The following is an 18,373-nucleotide window of genomic DNA, read 5'->3' on the forward strand; positions in this document are numbered from 1 at the left end:
AGCGTGTTGAGCGAGGTCACATCGCCGAACACAAGATAGCCGATGACGACGCCGAGAATCATCGAGCTATATTCGAAAGGCGCCACGACCGAAGCCTCGGCGTGGCGGTAGGCGGCCGTCATCAGGATCTGACCGAGCCCGCCGCAGAAGCCGGCCATGACAAGCAGCGCGGCTTGCATCGGCGTCAGCATCTGCCAGCCGAAAGGCAGGGTGAGCAGCGCCAGCACGCTCGCCGTCGAGGAAAACCACAGCACGATGGTCGCCGTCTTCTCGGTCTGCACGAGATTGCGTACCAGAAGCATGGCGACGGCCGAGATCGCCGCGGCGATCAGCGCCGCCATGACGCCAAGCACCTCCTGGTCGTCGAGCGCCTCGTCGGAATTCAACAGCGTCAGTTCCGGCCAGGAAACGATAAACACGCCGACGAGGCCGAAGGCGACCGCGGTCCAGCGATAGACGCGGATCGTCTCGCCCAGGAAGATCGAAGAGAACACCACGACCAGCAGCGGCTGGGCATAATTCAGCGTGATCGCTTCGGGAAGTGGCAACCTGGTCAGCGCGAAGAAGCCGAGCCCCATGGCGCCGACGCCGACGACGCCGCGCGCGATGTGGTTGAACGGCCGTTTCGTGGTGAATGCGGTAGCGAGCTGTCCCTTGAAGGCCAGAAAGGCGATGATCGGCAAGATGGCGAAGAAGGAGCGGAAGAAGACGATCTGTCCGGCGGGCACGGCGCCGGCCGCCTTGATGCAGGTCTGCATGCCGACAAAGACCGCCACGGAGACTATCTTCAGCGCAATGCCGCGCAGCGTATTGTGGCCGACGGGATGATCGACGGTCATCTTGCCTCGTGACGATGGTCGGAAAACGAAGCTCAGAAATAGACCCTGGCGCAGTTTTGTCGAGTGACCGTTTGGTGTAAAGAGCGCGGACTTTAGAATTCCCTCACCAGCAAAGCCTACTGCCCACCCGAATTGATAGGAAAAACGACGGAATGCGCACAGATACCGGCCATGTCTTCAAGCTCGAAGACTACCGCCCCAGCGACTATCTCATTCCGCGGACCAGCCTCGATTTCCGTCTGTCTCCGGATGCCACCCGCGTCACTGCCGTGCTCACCGTCGAGCGACGCCAGGGGGTCGCCGCTTCTACGCAGCTGGCGCTCGACGGCGACGGGCTGAAGCTGCTCGGCGTTGCCATCGACGGGCAGGTTCTCCCGGAAGCCGACTATCAGGCCACGCCCGACCAGCTGACCATTCCGACGCCGCCGGCGGCACGGCGCTTCGAGCTTCGTCTCGAGACCGAGAGCGCGCCGTCCAGCAACGAGGCGCTGATGGGCCTTTATCGCTCCAACAATGTCTATTGCACCCAATGCGAGGCGGAGGGGTTTCGCCGCATTACCTATTTCCTCGATCGTCCAGACGTCCTCTCGGTCTACACCGTGCGCATCGAGGCGCCGCACAACGAGGCGCCGCTGCTGCTGTCCAACGGCAACCCCGTAGAAAGCGGGGCGCTCGCGGATGGCCGGCACTATGCCGTCTGGCACGACCCCTTCCCGAAGCCTTCCTATCTCTTTGCGCTGGTGGCTGGCGCGCTCGGCAAGGTCGCGGGAAGCTTCACCACCCTATCCGGCCGCAAGGTCGAGCTCGGCATCTATGTCGAGCCCGGCAAGGAGCGGCTCGCCGGCTACGCGATGGATGCGCTGAAGCGCTCGATGAAATGGGACGAGGAGGTCTTCGGCCGCGAATACGACCTCGACGTCTTCAACATCGTCGCCGTGTCAGACTTCAACATGGGCGCCATGGAGAACAAGGGCCTCAACATCTTCAACGACAAATATGTGCTTGCCGACGAGGAGACGGCGACCGATGCCGATTTCGCCAACATCGAGGCGATCATCGCGCATGAATATTTCCACAATTGGACCGGCAACAGAATCACTTGCCGCGACTGGTTCCAGCTCTGCCTGAAGGAAGGGCTGACGGTTTACCGCGACCACGAATTCTCGGCCGACCAGCGCTCGCGCGCGGTAAAGCGCATCGCCGAGGTGCGCACGCTGCGCGCGCATCAGTTCCCCGAGGACCAGGGGCCATTGGCGCATCCGGTCAGGCCGCGCCGCTACCGCGAGATCAACAACTTCTACACGGCAACAGTCTACGAGAAGGGCTCGGAAGTGGTGCGCATGATCCGCACCATCCTCGGAGCGGAAACCTTCCGAGCCGGTATGGACCTCTATTTCGAGCGGCATGACGGCGAAGCGGCGACGATCGAGGACTTCCTCAAAGTGTTCGAGGACGTCTCGGGCCGAGACCTCGGGCAGTTCGCGCTCTGGTACCATCAGGCCGGCACGCCGAACCTGACGGTGAGTTCCTCCTACAATGCGGCGGCCAAGGCATTCACGCTGGAGATCGAACAGTCGGTGCCGCCGACGCCGTCGGAAAGCCGCAAGCGACTGATGCATATTCCCCTCGCCTTCGGCCTGGTCGGCGCCGGCGGCAAGCCTGTCGCCTGGACAGCCGTCGATGGCGCCACCGTCGAGGACGGCATCATCCATGTCCGAAAGCGGCGGCACACGGTGCGCTTCTCGGGGGTTTCGGAGCGGCCTTCGGTGTCGCTCAACCGCGGCTTCTCGGCGCCGATCACGCTCTCGGTGCAGCAGAAGGCCGACGACCAGTTCTTCCTGGCCAGCCATGACAGCGATCCTTTCTCGCGCTGGCAGGCCTTCAACACGCTGCTCACCGACGCGCTCATAGCGGCGTTCCGCCAGCTGCTGGGCGGCAAAGAGTCGGCCTTCGACGCAAAGCTCGCCGAGCTTGCCGGAAGCATTGCCCGCGACGATACGCTGGAGCCGGCCTACCGGGCGCTGGCTCTGTCGCTGCCCGGCGAGGCCGATATTGCGCGCGACATCGGCCAGGGCATCGATCCCGACGCCATTTTCGTCGCCCGCGAGGCGCTGGCGCGGACGATTGCCATGGCGAATCGCGAGATCTTCTCGGCCCTTTACGCCAGCCTGGCCGACAACGGTCCGTTCACGCCCGACTCGGCAAGCGCTGGGCGCCGCGCGCTGCGCAACATCCTGCTCGATTACCTGTCGCTCCTGCCCGATGGCGCGGCGCTTGCCGCGCGGCATTTCAACGCCGCCACCAACATGACCGACCGCGCCGCGGCGCTGACCGTGCTGGCGCACCGTCATGCCGGCTCCGCGCAAGCGGAGGAGGCACTGTCGGCCTTCGAGATGAGATACCGCGGCGATGCGCTGGTGCTCGACAAATGGTTCCAGATCCAGGCCGGAGTGCCGGGACCGCTGACCGTCGAAAACGTGCGCGCGCTGATGCAGCACCCTGCCTTCTCGATCGCAAATCCGAACCGGGTGCGCTCGCTGATCGGCACCTTCTCCAGCGCCAACCAGACCGGCTTTCATCTTTCCGGCGGCCAAGGCTACCGCTTCTTCGCCGAGACCGTGCTGGAGGTCGAGAAGCGCAACCCGCAAGTGGCAGCACGGCTGGCGACGGCGCTCAGGTCCTGGCGCTCGCTGGAACCGGTCCGGCAGAACAAGGCAAGGCAGGCACTGCTGCAGATCGCGAACGCCGACAACCTGTCGGCCGACTTGCGCGACATCGTGGAGCGGACGCTGGTGTGATTAGCAATCTCCCCCCTCGTGGGGGAGATCAGCAGTTTCGACGAATTTCAATCAACTTTTAATCTTTTTTGGCCGCGCCTCTGGACAAGGCGAATCACCTTTGATTCCTTATTGACGATTCGGACGTGCGGCGTAGCCGGATCGTCAAGTATGCGGCAAATCGGGGAGTGCCATTTATGGCCAAGACGGACGCGTGGGGCGCGCCCGGAGGGAGAGCTTTTGCGCGTCGCGAGGCAAGGAGCGGCGGGCCTGCCGGCAATGCGCGTCTGATCGCCGAACCCGCCTACCAGCGGCTGCTGGCGGCGGAACCGCTGCTGCGCCGCTCCATCCCCGCACTGATCATCATCTTCCTGATCGTCATCGCCGCACTGCGCTTCCTGTCGCTGGTGAACGACCGCGACGAGGTCGAACGCGACGCCAAGTCGGTGCTGGCGTTAGCCGCCGGCCAGATGGCACAGGCGATTACGGCCGACCCGAACGCAGCCGGCGTGAATGCGACGGACCTTCTGGAGAAGACCAGCCGCCAGGGCGCCATGGGTCGCAGCCACGTGCTGGCCATCACCGACGGCGCTTTCAAGATCGTCGCGGTATCGCCGTTGTCGACCGGCTGGCAGGGACGCTCGCTGGACAGCCTCGTGCTCGGCGGCCAGCCGCTGTTCATGTTCGGCGACCGCGCCGGCGTTATGGATGTCAGCATCGGCGGCAAGGACTGGTTCGCCGCCGTCAGCCTCACCGGCGACCGCAAGAACGCCGCGGCGATGCTGGTGCCCAAGGAGGCGGTGTTCGACAGCTGGCGCAAGACGGTGTCGCTCAATGTCACGTTGTTCGTGCTGACGGCCGGCGTGCTGATCGTCATCCTTTACGCCTATTTCGGCCAGGCGGCGCGCGCCCAGGCGGCCGACCGCATCTATCTCGAAGCGCATCAGCGCATCGACATGGCGCTGGTGCGCGGCCGCTGCGGGTTGTGGGACTGGGACATGGTGCGCGGCAAGATGTACTGGTCGCGCTCGATGTACGACATGCTAGGCTACGAGCCTTGCGACACAATGCTGTCCTTCGGCGAGGTCGACGAGATCATCCATCCCGACGACGGCGACCTCTTCGAGCTCGCCAACCGCATCGTCGAGCGCGAGATCGACCATATCGACCAGGTGTTCCGCATGCGCCACGCCGACGGCCAATGGGTGTGGATGCGCGCCCGCGCGCAGGTGATCGACCCGGAAGCGCCCGAGATCCAGCTGATCGGCATCGCCGTCGACGTCACCGAGCAGCGGCATCTCGCGCTGCGCTCGGAAGCGGCGGACATGCGGCTGCGCACGGCGATCGAGAACATCAACGAATCCTTCGTGCTATGGGATGCCGCCGAACGGCTGATCATGTGCAACTCCAAATTCCAGCAGGACAACGGGCTCTCGGACCGCGACGTGATGCCGGGCGCAACCCGCGACATGCTGGAGGAGCGCATGCTCGCCTTCGCCTCCGAGCGCAGGCTGGCCAACGCCAACGGGCCGCATGGCGGTGTGACGCTGGAGCGCCAGCTCGCCGACGGACGCTGGCTGCAGGTCAACGAGCTCAGGACCAGAGACGGCGGCATCGTCTCGGTCGGCTCCGACATCACCCAGATCAAGCTGCATCAGGAAAAGCTGGTCGACAGCGAGCGCCGCCTGATGGCGACGATCCACGATCTTAGCCTCGCCCGCCGCGCCGAGGAGGAACGCGCCAAGGAGCTTGTCGAGCTCAATCGCAAATACATGAAGGAAACCGAGCGCGCCGAGGCCGCCAACCGGGCGAAGTCCGAATTCCTCGCCAATATGTCGCATGAACTGCGCACGCCGCTCAACGCCATCATCGGCTTCTCCGAGCTGATGCAGCAAGGCCTGTTCGGACCGCTTGGTTCCGAGCGCTACGAGGAATATGCCAGCGACATCAACGGCAGCGGCAAATACCTGCTCGGCGTCATCAACGACATTCTCGACATGTCGAAGATCGAGGCCGGCCAGTTCTCGCTTGACCGCGAGGAAATCGACCTCTGCCCGCTGATCAGGGAAACGGTTCGCGTCATCTCGCTGCAGGCGGCGGAGAAGTCGATCACGGTAGAGACGCGCATCGCCGATGCGATGCGGCTCTACGCCGACCGCCGCGCGATCAAGCAGATCGCAATCAATCTGCTCTCCAACGCGGTGAAGTTCACCGGACAGGGCGGCAAGATCACGGTCAGGGCGCGCAGCGCCTCAGGCGCGCTGGTGCTCACCATCGAGGACAATGGCTGCGGTATCCCGAAGCAGGCGCTGAGCAAGCTCGGGCGGCCGTTCGAGCAGGTGCAAAACCAGTTCTCCAAGAACCACACCGGTTCCGGCCTGGGCCTCGCCATCTCGCGTTCGCTCGCCGAACTGCAGGGGGGCGCGCTGAAGATTCGCTCCACCGAAGGCGTCGGCACCATCGTTTCGGTGCGCATCCCGCTGAAGAAGGCGCCGCCCATGGTCAAGGTGGCGGCTTAGCTGGCGCGCTGAAATTCGAAACGCTGGCGCCAAGGAATGACGCGTGGATTAACCTCGCGAGATCGACGCTCCCGCGCGAAGCAGAAGCTCGAAATCCTTCCGAACCTTCCGCGACGTCTCCTTGAGATGCGCTTCGAGCACACCGAAATCCGGCAGGTCGGTGGCCGCCAGAAGCAGATCAGAAAGCCCCGGCGGAACATCGTCGCGCTGGAACTCGCCGGTAAGGCAGAGCCTGATCATCTGGGTCAGCGCGAGATAGAGCCTCCAGGCCTCGCAAAGCTCCTGCCGAACATCAGGCGCAGCGAAACCGGGGGCCAGCCGCGCCAGCACTTCCGCCGTCGCGGTTGCCCGCCTACCAGCCTCGACCGCGCCGGTGATGACCGCGACCTGGGCGATGAATTCAAGGTCGATCAGGCCGCCGGGGATCAGCTTGATGTCCCAGAGATCGCGCGGCGGCTTTTCCGTGTCGATCAGCGCCCGCATCTCGGAGGCATCCGCCTTCACCTTGGCGCCGTCGCGCGGCTGGGCAAGAACCGCCGCAACCTCGTCTTCGACCTCGGCGCAAAGCGCTGCGTCACCGCCGATGGCGCGTGCTCGTGCCAGCGCCATATGCTCCCAGGTCCAGGCATCCTGCCGCTGATATTTCTTATAGGCGTCGACATGGGTGGCGACGGGCCCCTTGTTGCCGGAGGGGCGCAAGCGAAGGTCGAGCTCATACAGGACGCCTTCGGCCGTCGGCGCCGAGACGGCGGCGATCAGCCGCTGCGTTATGCGGGTGTAGTAGTGTGAGGGCGCCAGCGGCTTCTCGCCATCGGAGTCTTCCGCATCCGCATCGTGGTCGTAAAGCAGGATCAGATCGACATCCGAGCCGGCAGTGAGCTCGCGGCTGCCCAGCTTGCCCATGCCGAGGAGCGCGACCCTGCCCCCGGCAATCCTGCCATGGCGCAACGCGAACTCGGCGATGACTGCGTTGAGCGCCGCTTCGATCGTGAGATCGGCCAGGTCGGAGAAGGCGCGACCGGCGCGCCCGGGATCGATGGAGCCCGCAAGCAGCCGCACGCCGATCAGGAATTTCTGCTCGGAGGCGAAGATGCGCAGCCGGTCAAGGACCTCCTCATAGGCGCGGTCTCCGTCGATGAAAGCCGCAAGCCGCGCCGACAAATAGGCACGGTCGGGCAGTTCCGCGAGCAACGCCGGATCGAGTAGACCGTCGAACACATGCGGGCGGCGCGTGATGATGGCGGCGAGCCGCGGAGCGGCGCCCATGATCGTCGCCATCAGCTTGAGCAGTGCCGGATTGGACTGCAAAAGCGAGAAGAGCTGGATGCCTGCCGGCAGGCCGGCGAGGAACTCGTCGAAGCGGATCAGCGCCTCGTCGGCGCGGCGCGTCTGGCCGAAGGCTTTCAGCAGCGCCGGCGTCAGTTCCGTCAGCCGCTCGCGCGCCTCCGCCGACTGGGTGACGCGGTAGCGGCCGAAATGCCAGCCGCGAATGACGCGGCAGATGTCGCTCGGCCGCTGAAAGCCGAGGCGATGCAAGGTCTGCAGCGTGTCGGGATCGTCGACATCACCGGTGAAGACCAGATTGCCGACGCCGGCCGACAGTTCGGGTGCCGTTTCGAACAGCGCCGCATAATGGCGCTCGACCTGCTGCAGCGAGGCGCGGAAAGCTTCCGCGAATTCCGCCTCGCCGGTGAAGCCGAGCATCAGCGCGATACGCTCCAGTTCCTCGTCCTCTTCCGGCAGGACATGCGCCTGTTCGTCGGCCACCATCTGGACGGCATGCTCGACACGGCGCAGGAACCAGTATTGCCGGGTGAGCGCATCGCGCGCATCGGCGGTGATCCAGCCGCGCGCGGCGAGCGCGTCCAACATCGGCACCGTTTCGCGGCCGCGCAGTTCCGGGAAGCGGCCGCCGGCAATCAGCTGCTGCGTCTGGACGAAGAACTCGATCTCGCGGATGCCTCCGCGGCCGAGCTTGACGTTATGGCCTTTCACCGCGATCTCGCCGTGGCCCTTGTGGGCATGGATCTGGCGCTTGATCGAATGGACGTCAGCGATAGCGGCGTAGTCCATGTATTTCCGCCAGACGTAGGGCTGCAATTCCTTGAGGAAGGCCGAGCCCGAGGCAAGGTCTCCGGCCACCGGCCGCGCCTTGATCATGGCGGCGCGCTCCCAGTTCTGGCCGCGGGCCTCGTAATAACGAAGCGCCGCCTCGACCGGGATCGCCAGCGGGGTCGAGCCGGGATCGGGGCGCAGCCTCAGATCGGTGCGGAAGACATAGCCATGCTCGGTGCGGTCCTGCAGGATGCGCACGAGACGGCGGGTAAGGCGCGAGAACAGCTCCGTCGCATCGAGCGGATCGACCACCGCCGGCGCCTCCGGATCGAAGAACACGACGAGGTCTATGTCGGAGGAAAAATTCAGCTCATGCGCGCCGAGCTTGCCCATGCCGAGCACAATCCAGCCCGAGCCGCGCGCCGGGTCTTCCGGATGGGGCAGCTTGAGCTTGCCCTGCCCGTGCGCGTCGAGCAGCAGGAAATCGACGGCGGCGCGTGTGCAAGCATCCGCCAGGTCGCTCAGACGGCGCACCGTCAGCGCGGTTTCGGCTTCGCCGGACAGATCGGCCAGCGCGATCAGGAAATGCGCTTCGACCTTGAACTGCCTGAGTTCCATCATCAGGCTCAGGCTCGATTCCGAAACATTTTCGGCCCGTGCAGCGCGATCGACCGCCTCGCCGATCTCGTTGAGACGCGCTTCGATCGTCTGGCCGAACAGCTTGTCGAGAATGGCCGGCCGGCGGCGGGCCGTATCACGCAGGAACGGCGACAGGTCGAAGATGGCGGCGAGCAATTCCTGCAGTGCTCCCTGGCCGGCGAGGAACGCGGCCAGACGCGGAAGGCCGTCTTGCTCGGCCGCGTCAGCGATCTCAGACAATTCCCGCCGGGCATGGTCGCCGCCGAGCGGGCGAAGCGCCAGCGTCGGTCGGAGTTGCCATTCCGTATCGATCTTCTTTTTTGCCATTCTTGCCGTCATCAATGCGTCTCCCGGGCCGGGAAACTCATGACTACGGACAATCCGGGATTGGCGGGCAGAAGATCAAGCCTGCCGTTGTGGAAAGTCATGATCGCCTTGGCGAGGCTAAGGCCCAGACCCGAGCCCGGCTGCGAACGGCTCTTCTCCAGCCGCACGAAACGCTCGGTGACCCTGGCGCGGTCGGCATCGTCGGGGATGCCAAGGCCATTGTCGGAAACGGCGAGCTTGACCTCGCCGCCGATGCGCTCCAGCGTGACGCGCACTTTCGGGCTCTCGGCGGCGCCGGTCGAGTATTTGATGGCGTTGTCGACGATGTTCGACAGCGCCTGGCCGATCAGTTCGCGATTGCCGTTGATGGTAACCGCTTCCGGCACCGCGGTTTCCAGCACGACGCCCGCCTCTTCCGCCACCGGCTCGTAGAGCTCGACGACATCGCTCACCGTAGCGGCGAGGTCGACCGGGCCGGTTGTCTCGGAGGAATAGCCGGCCTCCAGCCGCGAGATCATCAGGATGGCGTTGAAGGTCTTGATGAGCTGGTCGGACTCGGCGATCGTTCCCTCCAGCGCCTGACGGTAGTCCGTCGTCTTGCGCTTGCCGGCAAGGGTGGCTTCGGCGCGGTTGCGCAGCCTGGTCAGTGGCGTCTTCAGATCGTGAGCGATGTTGTCGGAGACCTGCTTCAGCCCCTCGTTCAGCATGGCGATACGGGCAAGCATCGTGTTGAGGTTTTCGGACAGGCGGTCGAATTCGTCACCGGCGCCGGTCACCGGCAGCCGTCCGCTAAGGTCGCCGCCCATGATGCGGCGACTTGCGTCGGAGACGCTGTCGATGCGTTTCAGCGCGGCGCGCCCGACGAAGAACCAGATCAAGAGGCCGCCGAGCCCCATCATGCCCAGCGCCAGCATCAGCGCGCGGCGGATGACGGCGCGGAAGCGCTCGGGCTCGCCAAGATCGCGGCCGACCAGCAAGATCATCTGATTGGGCAGTCGCAGCACCAGCGCGATAGCGTTGTGGCCTTCTTCGCCTTCCGACCGAGCGCTGCTGTCGCCCGGGGGCGGCGCGCTCTGATCGGTGCCACCACCACGCAACCGGTCGAGTTCGCCCTCACCGAAGCGATGGTACGAAAAGGGCTCCGTCGTCCAGCCCTCGGTTTCGATGATTCCCGGCTCCAGGCTCTGCACATTGCCGGTCAGGATCTGGCCGTTGGCGTCGGCGATCAGATAGAGGTTGGCGCCAGGCTGGCGCGAGCGGGCTTCAACCACGCGCACCAGCAACGGCAGGCCGCCATTTTTGTATGCGCGAGCCAAGCCGAGGATCTCGTCATTGATCGTGTCCTGGGTCTGCGCCGTCAGCATGCGCGCCGAGAGCGACGTCATGTAAAAGACGAGCAGCACGGCGCAGAGAGCGAAAAGCAGAAGGTAAAGCGCCGAGAGCCGGGCCGCCGTCGTCTTCATGATGGCCGGCAGGGAAAGAGCCATGTGCGCCTAGATCAGGATGACGATTGGCTGCACGGTAACCCCTTGTTGCAGCATCTTTTCCGAAACGTTCCCTGACTTTCGGTTTGGGATCATGCTCTAGCCGCCTTTCAGCATGTAGCCCGCGCCGCGGATGGTGTGCAGGATCGGTTTGTCGAAACCCTTTTCGATCTTGCCGCGCAGGCGCGAGACATGAACGTCGATGACGTTGGTCTGCGGATCGAAATGATAGTCCCAGACATTTTCCAGCAGCATGGTGCGCGTCACCACCTGGCCGGCGTGGCGCATCAGATATTCCAGCAGGCGGAACTCGCGCGGCTGCAGCGTGATCTCGCGGCCGGCGCGCTTGACCGAATGCGACAGACGGTCGAGCTCGAGATCGCCGACGCGGTAGACGGTCTCGGTTTCCCGGGCGCCGGCGCGACGGTTCAACACCTCGACGCGGGCAAGCAATTCGGAAAATGCGTAGGGTTTGGTGAGATAATCGTCGCCGCCGGCACGCAGCCCCGTGACGCGGTCGTCGACCTCGCCCAGCGCCGACAGGATCAGCACCGGCGTGGTGTTGCCGCGCGAGCGGAGCGCTGCGATCACCGACAGCCCGTCGCGGCGCGGCATCATGCGGTCGACCACCATCACGTCATAGTCGCCGGCGTCGGCAAGCGCGAAGCCGGTCTCGCCGTCCCCGGCGACATGGGCGGTGTGGCCCGCCTCGGCGAAGGCTTTCTGCAGGTAGTCCGCAGCCTCGCGGTCGTCTTCCATGACGAGAATCTTCATGGAGCCGTTATACGCGATTTCACTGGAAGGTTGAGGGGCAGCCATGACTCAGCGCCTTTGCGTTCGCCAGCCGCATGTCGTGATCCCAGACCGGTACCCACTTGCGGGCACCGTGCTTGGCAAGCGGCAGCGGGTGATGGGAAACCCGCTGCCGCAGGAGCGAAACACGGTGACTGACTGACGTGCTCGGCCCCATGTTTTCCCGGCGGCGGCTCGGGGGTGTTGAAACCGCCGCAAGGAAAAGTCGCTGAGCAATTCCAGGAAAGGCGTGAAGCGGGTTTCCGTCCGGAATTGCGTCAAACAGAGAGTTAGAGCGGTTCTGCGTTCTCGAGGAGCGATTGAACCGCTCTCTCAGATCAGCCCTTTCCGACCGGCAGCGCGACGAAGCGGTTGCTATCGTCGCGGGTGATCTGCATCAGCACGGCCTTGCGGCCCGACTTGGAGGCATCGGTCATGGCCTTGGAAACGTCGTCGGTAGTGTTCACCTCGTTCGAATTGATCGAGGTGATGACGTCGCCGGGCTGGATGCCGCGGTCGGCCGCATCGCTGTCCGGATCGACATCGGTGACCACCAGGCCCTTGCCGTTTTCCGACTTTGTGACGGTGAGGCCGAGATCGGCAAGCGTATCGGCCTTGGCGGGAGCCGCCTGCTTGTTGCCGTCTTCGTTCGAGGCCTGCTTGTCGCTCGAAGGCAGTGTGCCGAGGTCCACCTTGACCGTCTCGTTCTTGCCGTTGCGCCAGACAGTGACATCAACCGACTTGCCCGGCGCATAAGCGCCGATCATGCGGGCGAGTTCTTTCGGCGAGGCGACGTCCTTGCCGTCGACCTGGGTGATGACATCGCCGGCGACGATGCCTGCCTTCTTGCCGGGACCAGCATCCTGCGCGCTCGAAACCAGCGCGCCCTTGTCCGACTTCAGGCCGAGCGACTCGGCGATGTCGGAGGTGACCGGCTGGATCTCGACGCCGAGCCAGCCGCGCTGGACGGAGCCGTTCTTCATCAGGTCTTCGACCACCTGCTTGGCGGTCGAGGCCGGAATGTCGAAGGCGATGCCGACACTGCCGCCCGACGGCGAGAAGATGGCGGTGTTGATGCCGATCACCTGGCCGTTGAGGTTGAAGGTCGGACCGCCCGAATTGCCGCGGTTGACCGAGGCGTCGATCTGGATGAAGTCGTCATAGGGGCCGGCGCCGATGTCGCGGCCGCGGGCCGAAACGATGCCTGCGGTGACGGTGCCGCCGAGGCCGAACGGGTTACCGACCGCCACGACCCAATCGCCGATGCGGATCTTGGAGTCGTCGGCGAAGTCGACATAGGTGAACTTGCCGCCGCCATCGACCTTCAGCACGGCGAGGTCGGTGCGCGGATCGGTGCCGATCAGCTTGGCGTCGAGCTCCTTGCCGTCATTGGTGACGACGGTGAAGTCGGAGCCTTCCGAAACCACGTGATTGTTGGTGACGAGGTAGCCGTCCTCGGAAATGAAAAAGCCCGAACCTTGAGCCACAGGGCGCGGCTCGCCATTGCCGTGGTTGCGGTGATTGAAGCGGGGCATGCCGAACTGGCCGCCCTGATCGCCGAAGCCGCGGAACTCCTTGAAGAAGCGGCGCAGCTGCGGATTGTCGGGCAGGTTGTCGAAGCCGTTCTGATCGTCGGAGCCGTCATCGGCCGTCGGCTGGATCTTGGCCTTCACCTTGACGCTGACCACCGCCGGCGAGACGCGCTCGACGACGTCGGCGAAGCTCGGAACCTGCGGAGCCTCGACACGCACAGCATCGGCCAGCACGGGCGCGGTGCCGGTGGCAAGCGCGCCTGCGCCGACCGCACCAATGACGGCCAGGGACGCGACAGCCGCCATCAGGCGTTTGCGGGTGCTTGAATATGAATCGGGGGCAATATTCATGGGTCTCGTTTCCTCTTTCGAAGTGGATGCGCTCAGGAGAGCATCCTCGGAAAAGAGACTTAGTGAGGCGCACATTACGGCGCCATTTCCGATATATGAAAATTTTGTAATGTTGGCGCTTTAATCGCGCAGCAGCTTGTCCAGCGCCGCCTGTTCCTCGGCGCTGAGCGTGCTGTCCGGCGCCGGGCGGCGCGAACGGGTGCTGAGCACGATGAAGATGCCGCCGGCCAGAAGTAAAAGCGCCGGGGTGCCCCACAAAAGCGCGTTGCGCAGGCTGAAGCGCGGCTTCAAGAGCACGAACTCGCCGTAGCGTGAGACGATGTAGTCCATCACCTGCTGGTCGGTATCGCCGGCGACGAGGCGCTGGCGCACGAGGATGCGCAGGTCGTGGGCCAGATCGGCGTCGGATTCGTCGATCGACTGGTTCTGGCAGACCATGCAGCGCAAGCCTTCGGAAAGCGCGCGTGCGCGAGCCTCCAGCGCCGGATCGGGCAGCACCTCATCGGGCTTCACCGCCTGTGCCGTGCCGGCGAAGACCAACGCCAGCAGGAGGATCAGCGGGGCGAGCGAAAACTTCGCTTTCATGTCGGGCTCGCGGGCAAGGCAGCGGCAGCCGGCTTGCGGCGCCTCGCGGGGGCGCCAACGCGCAGGCGGCGGTCGAGCAGCGACATGGCGGCGCCCGCCATCATCACCAGTCCGCCGCCCCAGATCAGCGTCACCAACGGCTTCCACCACAGGCGCACGACGACCGAGCCGTCCTTGCCCTCATCGCCGAGCGACAGATAGAGCTGGCTCACACCCAGCGTCCTGATGCCGGACTCGGTCGTTACCGTCTGCCGCACCGGATAGAAGCGTTTTGCAGAGGTGATCTCGCCATCGGCATTGTCATCGGCGCCAATCAGCAGGAAGCGGCCGCGCTCCTCAGTGAAGTTTGGGCCTTTCTGAGGAAACAGTCCTTCGAAGCGCAGCGTGTGGCCGGAAAGTTCCACCGTCTCGCCGGCGCGCATGGTAAGAATCTTCTCGGTGCCGAACGAAAGCGTGCCGACGATGCCGAGCAAGGTGAGCCCGAGGCCGAGATGGGCAAGCGCGGTGCCGAAGACCGAGCGCGGTAGGCCGGCAAAGCGTCTCAGCATGTCGGCCGGCGCCACCGAGCCGATGCCCGACTTGACGGCAAGGTCGGTCAGCGCGCCGGCGACAAGCCAGACGGCGAGGCCGACGCCAAGCGCAGCGAAGACCGAGGCGCCATCGATGAACAGGCCGGTGACCAGCATCGCGGCGATCGCCAGCCCGAAGGCCGCCATCAGGCGCTGCGAGGCGGCAAGGACGTCGCCGCGCTTCCAGGCAAGCAGCGGACCAAACGGCACGATGGCGAGCAGCGGCAGCATCAGCGGGCCGAAGGTCAGGTCGAAGAAGGGCGCGCCGACCGAGATCTTGCCGCCGGTGATGGCCTCAAGCGCCAGCGGGTAGAGCGTGCCGACGAGCACCGTCGCGGTCGCCGTGGTCAGGAACAGATTGTTGAGCACGAGCGCGCCTTCGCGCGAGATCGGCTGGAACAGGCCACCTGCGGTCAGGGTGGAAGCGCGCAGCGCAAACAGCGCCAGCGAGCCGCCGATGAACAGCGTCAGGATGCAGAGGATAAAGACGCCGCGCGCCGGATCGGTGGCGAAGGCATGCACGGAAGTCAGCACGCCAGAGCGGACAAGAAAGGTGCCGAGCAGCGACAGCGAGAAGGTGAGGATGGCAAGCAGCAGCGTCCAGATCTTCAGCGCCGAGCGCTTTTCCATGACGATTGCCGAATGGAGGAGCGCCGTGCCGGCGAGCCAGGGCATGAAGGAAGCGTTCTCGACCGGGTCCCAGAACCAGAAGCCGCCCCAGCCAAGCTCGTAATAGGCCCAATAGGAGCCCATGGCGATGCCGCCGGTCAAAAACATCCAGGCGACCAGCGTCCAGGGCCGCACCCAGCGCGCCCAAGAGGCGTCGATGCGGCCTTCGATCAGGGCTGCGACCGAGAAGGAGAAGCAGATCGAGAAACCGACATAGCCGAGATAGAGCAGCGGCGGATGGATGGCGAGGCCGAGGTCCTGCAGGATCGGGTTGAGATCGCGGCCCTCGATCGGCGCCGGGTTCAGCCGGATGAAGGGATTGGACGTCGCCAGGATAAACAGGAAGAAGGCGGCGCCGAGCATGCCCTGCACGGCCAGAACATTGGCTTTGAGCGTCGCTGGCAAGTTGGAACCGAAGACAGCAACGAGCGCGCCGAAGAAGGTCAGGATCAGCACCCAGAGCAGCATCGAGCCTTCGTGGTTTCCCCAGGTGCCGGTGATCTTGTAGATCATCGGCTGCAGCGAATGGGAATTTTCCCAGACGCTCGCCACCGAGAAGTCGGAGCCGGCATAGGCGGTGGCAAGAGCGGTGAAGGACAGCGCGGTGAGCGCAAAGCCAGTGACCGCCACCGGGCCGCCGACCGCCATCAGCCGCTGGTTGTCGGCGCGGGCGCCGACCAACGGCACCAGCATCTGCACCAGCGACAGCGCGAAGGCGAGGACGAGCGCGAAATGTCCGGTCTCAACCATTATTGGCTCTTGCTCTCCTGCCAGACGCCCTTGGCTTTCAAGCCGTCGGCGACTTCCTTGGGCATATAGCGCTCGTCGTGCTTGGCTAAAACGCTATCGGCGACGAAGACGCCGTCCGGGCCGAAAGCGCCCTCGGTGATGACGCCCTGCTCCTCGCGGAAGAGGTCGGGCAGGATGCCGGTATAGGTGACCTTGACCGATTTCTGCATGTCGGTGACCGAAAAAGCGACGGTCGCGCCCTGACCGCGAACGATGGTGCCTTTTTCAACGAGCCCGCCAAGGCGAATGCGCTGCCCGGGCTGGACGGTTGCGGCGGCGAGGTCGGCGGGCATGTAGAAATACGAAGCCTTCTGGCCGAGCGCGTAGAAGGTAAGACCGGCAGCAGCGCCGAGGAAGGCCAGCCCTGCGAGGATCACCGACAATCGCTTCTGCTTGCGCGTCATGGCCTACTCCGTCGCCGTCACGCCGAGGGAGGCGGCAAAGGCGGTGAATTTTTTGGCCTGCTCGCTGTCGGCGCCGAAGACGGCAACCGCGCGGCCGAGCGCGTCGCGGGCCCGGTCGGCCTCGCCGAGCACGACATAGGAACGAATGAGCCGCATCCACCCTTCCTCGTCGCGCGGATTTTGTTTCAGCCGGTCGTCGAGGCTGGCGACCATGGTCTCGATCATTGCCTGCCGGTCCTGCGGCGCCATCTGCTGCGTCGCCTCGACCTGCCCGGCATCCGGGCCGGTCGCCGGCTTGCCTGCCGCCGCCGGCGGCTCGGCCGTTTCGGCGAGCGCCTGCTGGACGGCGTTGCGCCAGGGCGAATCGGGCGCAAGCTGACCGAGCATCTTTTGCCAGGCGGCGGCGGCTTCCGCTTTCCTGCCTTCCTGGGCCAGGCCCATCGCCAGATAGAAACTGGCCTTGGCGTTGGCGGGATCGAGCTTCAAGGCCGCGTCGAAGGCGCCCTGAGCCTCGGCCGTGACGATCCCGCCGGCAGCGTTGGCGATCGCCTCGCCAAGGCCGGCCTGGCGCGCGGCGCTGTCGCCGTCGAGGCGGATGGCGTTGCGATAGGCGGTCACCGCGTCGGCGTAGCGCTGCAGGCGCAGATAAACCGGCGCAAGCACGTCCCAGCCCTTGCCGTCCGAAGGGTTGGCGGCGAGATGCGCCTCGGCGCGGGCAACCAGCTCGTCGACCGAGGACTCGGCAGGGTTCTTGGCCAGCCGTTCGGCCAGCGGCTGCGAGGGCAGATCCGGCGAGCCGAGTGAGCCGTAAAGTCCCCAGCTAACCAGCGGCACCGCCAGCACGGCGGCGGTGGCGACCAGCTTCGCGGCGCGCGCAGGGCGCGGCGCTCGCGCGCTTGCCTGGCTGTGCGAGCCGAGACGCAGAATGCGGCGGCCGATCTCGGCGCGCGCTTCCTCCGCCTCGCCCGGCTGGATGAGACCGCGCGCCATGTCGCGGTCGAGTTCCGAAAGCTGGTCGCGATAGACTTCGAGATCGTGATCGCCGGCGGTCGATGCGGCTTTCGTGCCGCCGGCCAGCGGCAAAAGCACCGCCAGGCTGGCGCCCAGCGTAAGGATTGCAGCTATGACCCAGAACAGCATGGCTATTCCAATAAAGGCAGAGCCCTGCCCTGCCAACACGGACGCCCTGCGACGCTTTGGCGGCAGACGCGCCGGCCGTCCTTGATCAATGTCAAATTGCGCCGATCGTTGCTAATTCAGGTCAGCGGCGTCCAGCTGCCGTCGGCATTGCGGCAGGCGGTGCCGCGCGCCGTGACGCCCGAACCGCTCGTGTAAACGGTGTGGGTGTATTGGCGGCAGTCCTGCGAGCCGACCCGGTAGGGCTGGGCGGCAACGACCTCGCCATAATGGGTCGAGCTGTCGCCCTTCCACGTCACCTTCTGGCCGCTGGCGTTGTATTCCAGCGCCTTGTACTCGGCCTCGAGGCCTTTGCGCTTTTCAGCATCGCTCAGACCCGAACCGATCGAGCCGCCGATGAGCCCGCCATTCATGGCCGCGACGATGCCGGCTCCCACCTTACCGGCGGCCGGCGGCGCGGCGACGGGCGTGACCGGAGAGGTCGGGCCAGTCCTGCCCAGCGTGGTGCAGCCCGACACGGCCATCAGGGCGGAAACGAGCGCAACGCGAATCTTCATACCAGCAACCGGTTCTCTTGAGCGGGATGGGCTTCTTGGGCGAAAAGCACTTCTGGAGCGAGATGGATCGGGAACCGCGCCAGCGGGAAGGATAGCGAGCCCATAGTATTGATATTTGTCGGAAATTTGGCCGCAAGCGGCCGCACGGAAATCGATAAAAACATTATTGAAGGCTCCGCAATCTTACCACTGCCCTCAAGCCGCCCATGCTGGACCGTTCCAGCGCCAGGGCGCCTCCATACTCGTTGACGAGGTCGGCGACAATGGCCAATCCAAGCCCCGTTCCCGGCTTCGTCTCGTCGAGTCTCTTGCCGCGTTTCAACACTTCCCGCGCGCTGTCCTCGGGAA

The 18,373-nt window shown here is 65.0% G+C and carries 12 protein-coding genes and 1 pseudogene; 2 read left to right on the forward strand and 11 right to left on the reverse strand.

What is annotated here, in order from left to right:
* On the reverse strand, window positions 1-839 hold an 839-nt coding region (locus tag EOA79_RS18250; RefSeq protein ID WP_164893878.1), incomplete at its 3' end, for a DMT family transporter.
* 152 nt (window positions 840-991) lie between these two features.
* On the opposite strand from EOA79_RS18250, the gene pepN reads away from it, so the two are divergent.
* Together pepN and EOA79_RS18260 are read left to right on the forward strand one after the other, a co-directional pair.
* Window positions 992-3,637 carry an aminopeptidase N gene (gene pepN, locus EOA79_RS18255; protein ID WP_095823705.1) on the forward strand — a complete coding sequence of 882 codons (2,646 nt, stop codon included), beginning with the start codon at window positions 992-994 and terminating at the stop codon, window positions 3,635-3,637.
* 176 nt (window positions 3,638-3,813) lie between these two features.
* Window positions 3,814-6,135, forward strand: coding sequence for a PAS domain-containing sensor histidine kinase (locus tag EOA79_RS18260; RefSeq protein WP_095800147.1), 2,322 nt, complete (start codon window positions 3,814-3,816; stop codon window positions 6,133-6,135).
* 48 nt (window positions 6,136-6,183) lie between these two features.
* On the opposite strand, the gene EOA79_RS18265 is transcribed toward EOA79_RS18260, so the two are convergent.
* From EOA79_RS18265 to EOA79_RS33190, 10 genes and pseudogenes are all read right to left on the reverse strand, one after another.
* Entirely contained in the window at window positions 6,184-9,168 is a 2,985-nt protein-coding gene (locus tag EOA79_RS18265; protein ID WP_164748391.1) for a bifunctional [glutamine synthetase] adenylyltransferase/[glutamine synthetase]-adenylyl-L-tyrosine phosphorylase, read from the reverse strand.
* The gene (locus EOA79_RS18270; protein ID WP_095823708.1) at window positions 9,168-10,643 is read right to left on the reverse strand and encodes a HAMP domain-containing sensor histidine kinase; all 1,476 of its coding nucleotides are present in this window, start codon (window positions 10,641-10,643) and stop codon (window positions 9,168-9,170) included. Before EOA79_RS18270 ends, EOA79_RS18265 begins: the two co-directional genes overlap by 1 nt.
* Before the next feature lie 96 nt (window positions 10,644-10,739).
* Window positions 10,740-11,414 (reverse strand): response regulator transcription factor, encoded by a 675-nt coding sequence (locus tag EOA79_RS18275; RefSeq protein ID WP_066997584.1) that lies wholly within the window; start codon window positions 11,412-11,414, stop codon window positions 10,740-10,742.
* Between the two features lie 356 nt (window positions 11,415-11,770).
* On the reverse strand, window positions 11,771-13,315 hold the full coding sequence (locus EOA79_RS18280; protein WP_095823709.1) for a Do family serine endopeptidase: 1,545 nt from the start codon (window positions 13,313-13,315) through the stop codon (window positions 11,771-11,773).
* Window positions 13,316-13,435: 120 nt separating this feature from the next.
* Window positions 13,436-13,900: a cytochrome c-type biogenesis protein gene (locus tag EOA79_RS18285; RefSeq protein WP_095823710.1), complete on the reverse strand. Its 465-nt coding sequence runs from the start codon at window positions 13,898-13,900 to the stop codon at window positions 13,436-13,438.
* Entirely contained in the window at window positions 13,897-15,888 is a 1,992-nt protein-coding gene (locus tag EOA79_RS18290) for a heme lyase CcmF/NrfE family subunit (RefSeq protein WP_095823711.1), read from the reverse strand. Before EOA79_RS18290 ends, EOA79_RS18285 begins: the two co-directional genes overlap by 4 nt.
* Window positions 15,888-16,331: a cytochrome c maturation protein CcmE gene (gene ccmE / locus EOA79_RS18295; protein WP_095823712.1), complete on the reverse strand. Its 444-nt coding sequence runs from the start codon at window positions 16,329-16,331 to the stop codon at window positions 15,888-15,890. Before ccmE ends, EOA79_RS18290 begins: the two co-directional genes overlap by 1 nt.
* 3 nt (window positions 16,332-16,334) lie before the next feature.
* Window positions 16,335-17,471, reverse strand: a complete 1,137-nt coding sequence (gene ccmI, locus EOA79_RS18300; protein WP_095823713.1) for a c-type cytochrome biogenesis protein CcmI — start codon at window positions 17,469-17,471, stop codon at window positions 16,335-16,337.
* A 116-nt stretch (window positions 17,472-17,587) separates the two neighbouring features.
* Window positions 17,588-18,025, reverse strand: a complete 438-nt coding sequence (locus tag EOA79_RS18305; protein WP_095823714.1) for a hypothetical protein — start codon at window positions 18,023-18,025, stop codon at window positions 17,588-17,590.
* A 163-nt stretch (window positions 18,026-18,188) separates the two neighbouring features.
* Window positions 18,189-18,373, reverse strand: a pseudogene (locus tag EOA79_RS33190) (histidine kinase); the annotation flags it as partial.

It is taken from the genome of Mesorhizobium sp. M1A.F.Ca.IN.020.03.2.1 (assembly GCF_004023205.1).
In the GTDB taxonomy this organism is placed as follows: Bacteria; Pseudomonadota; Alphaproteobacteria; order Rhizobiales; family Rhizobiaceae; genus Mesorhizobium.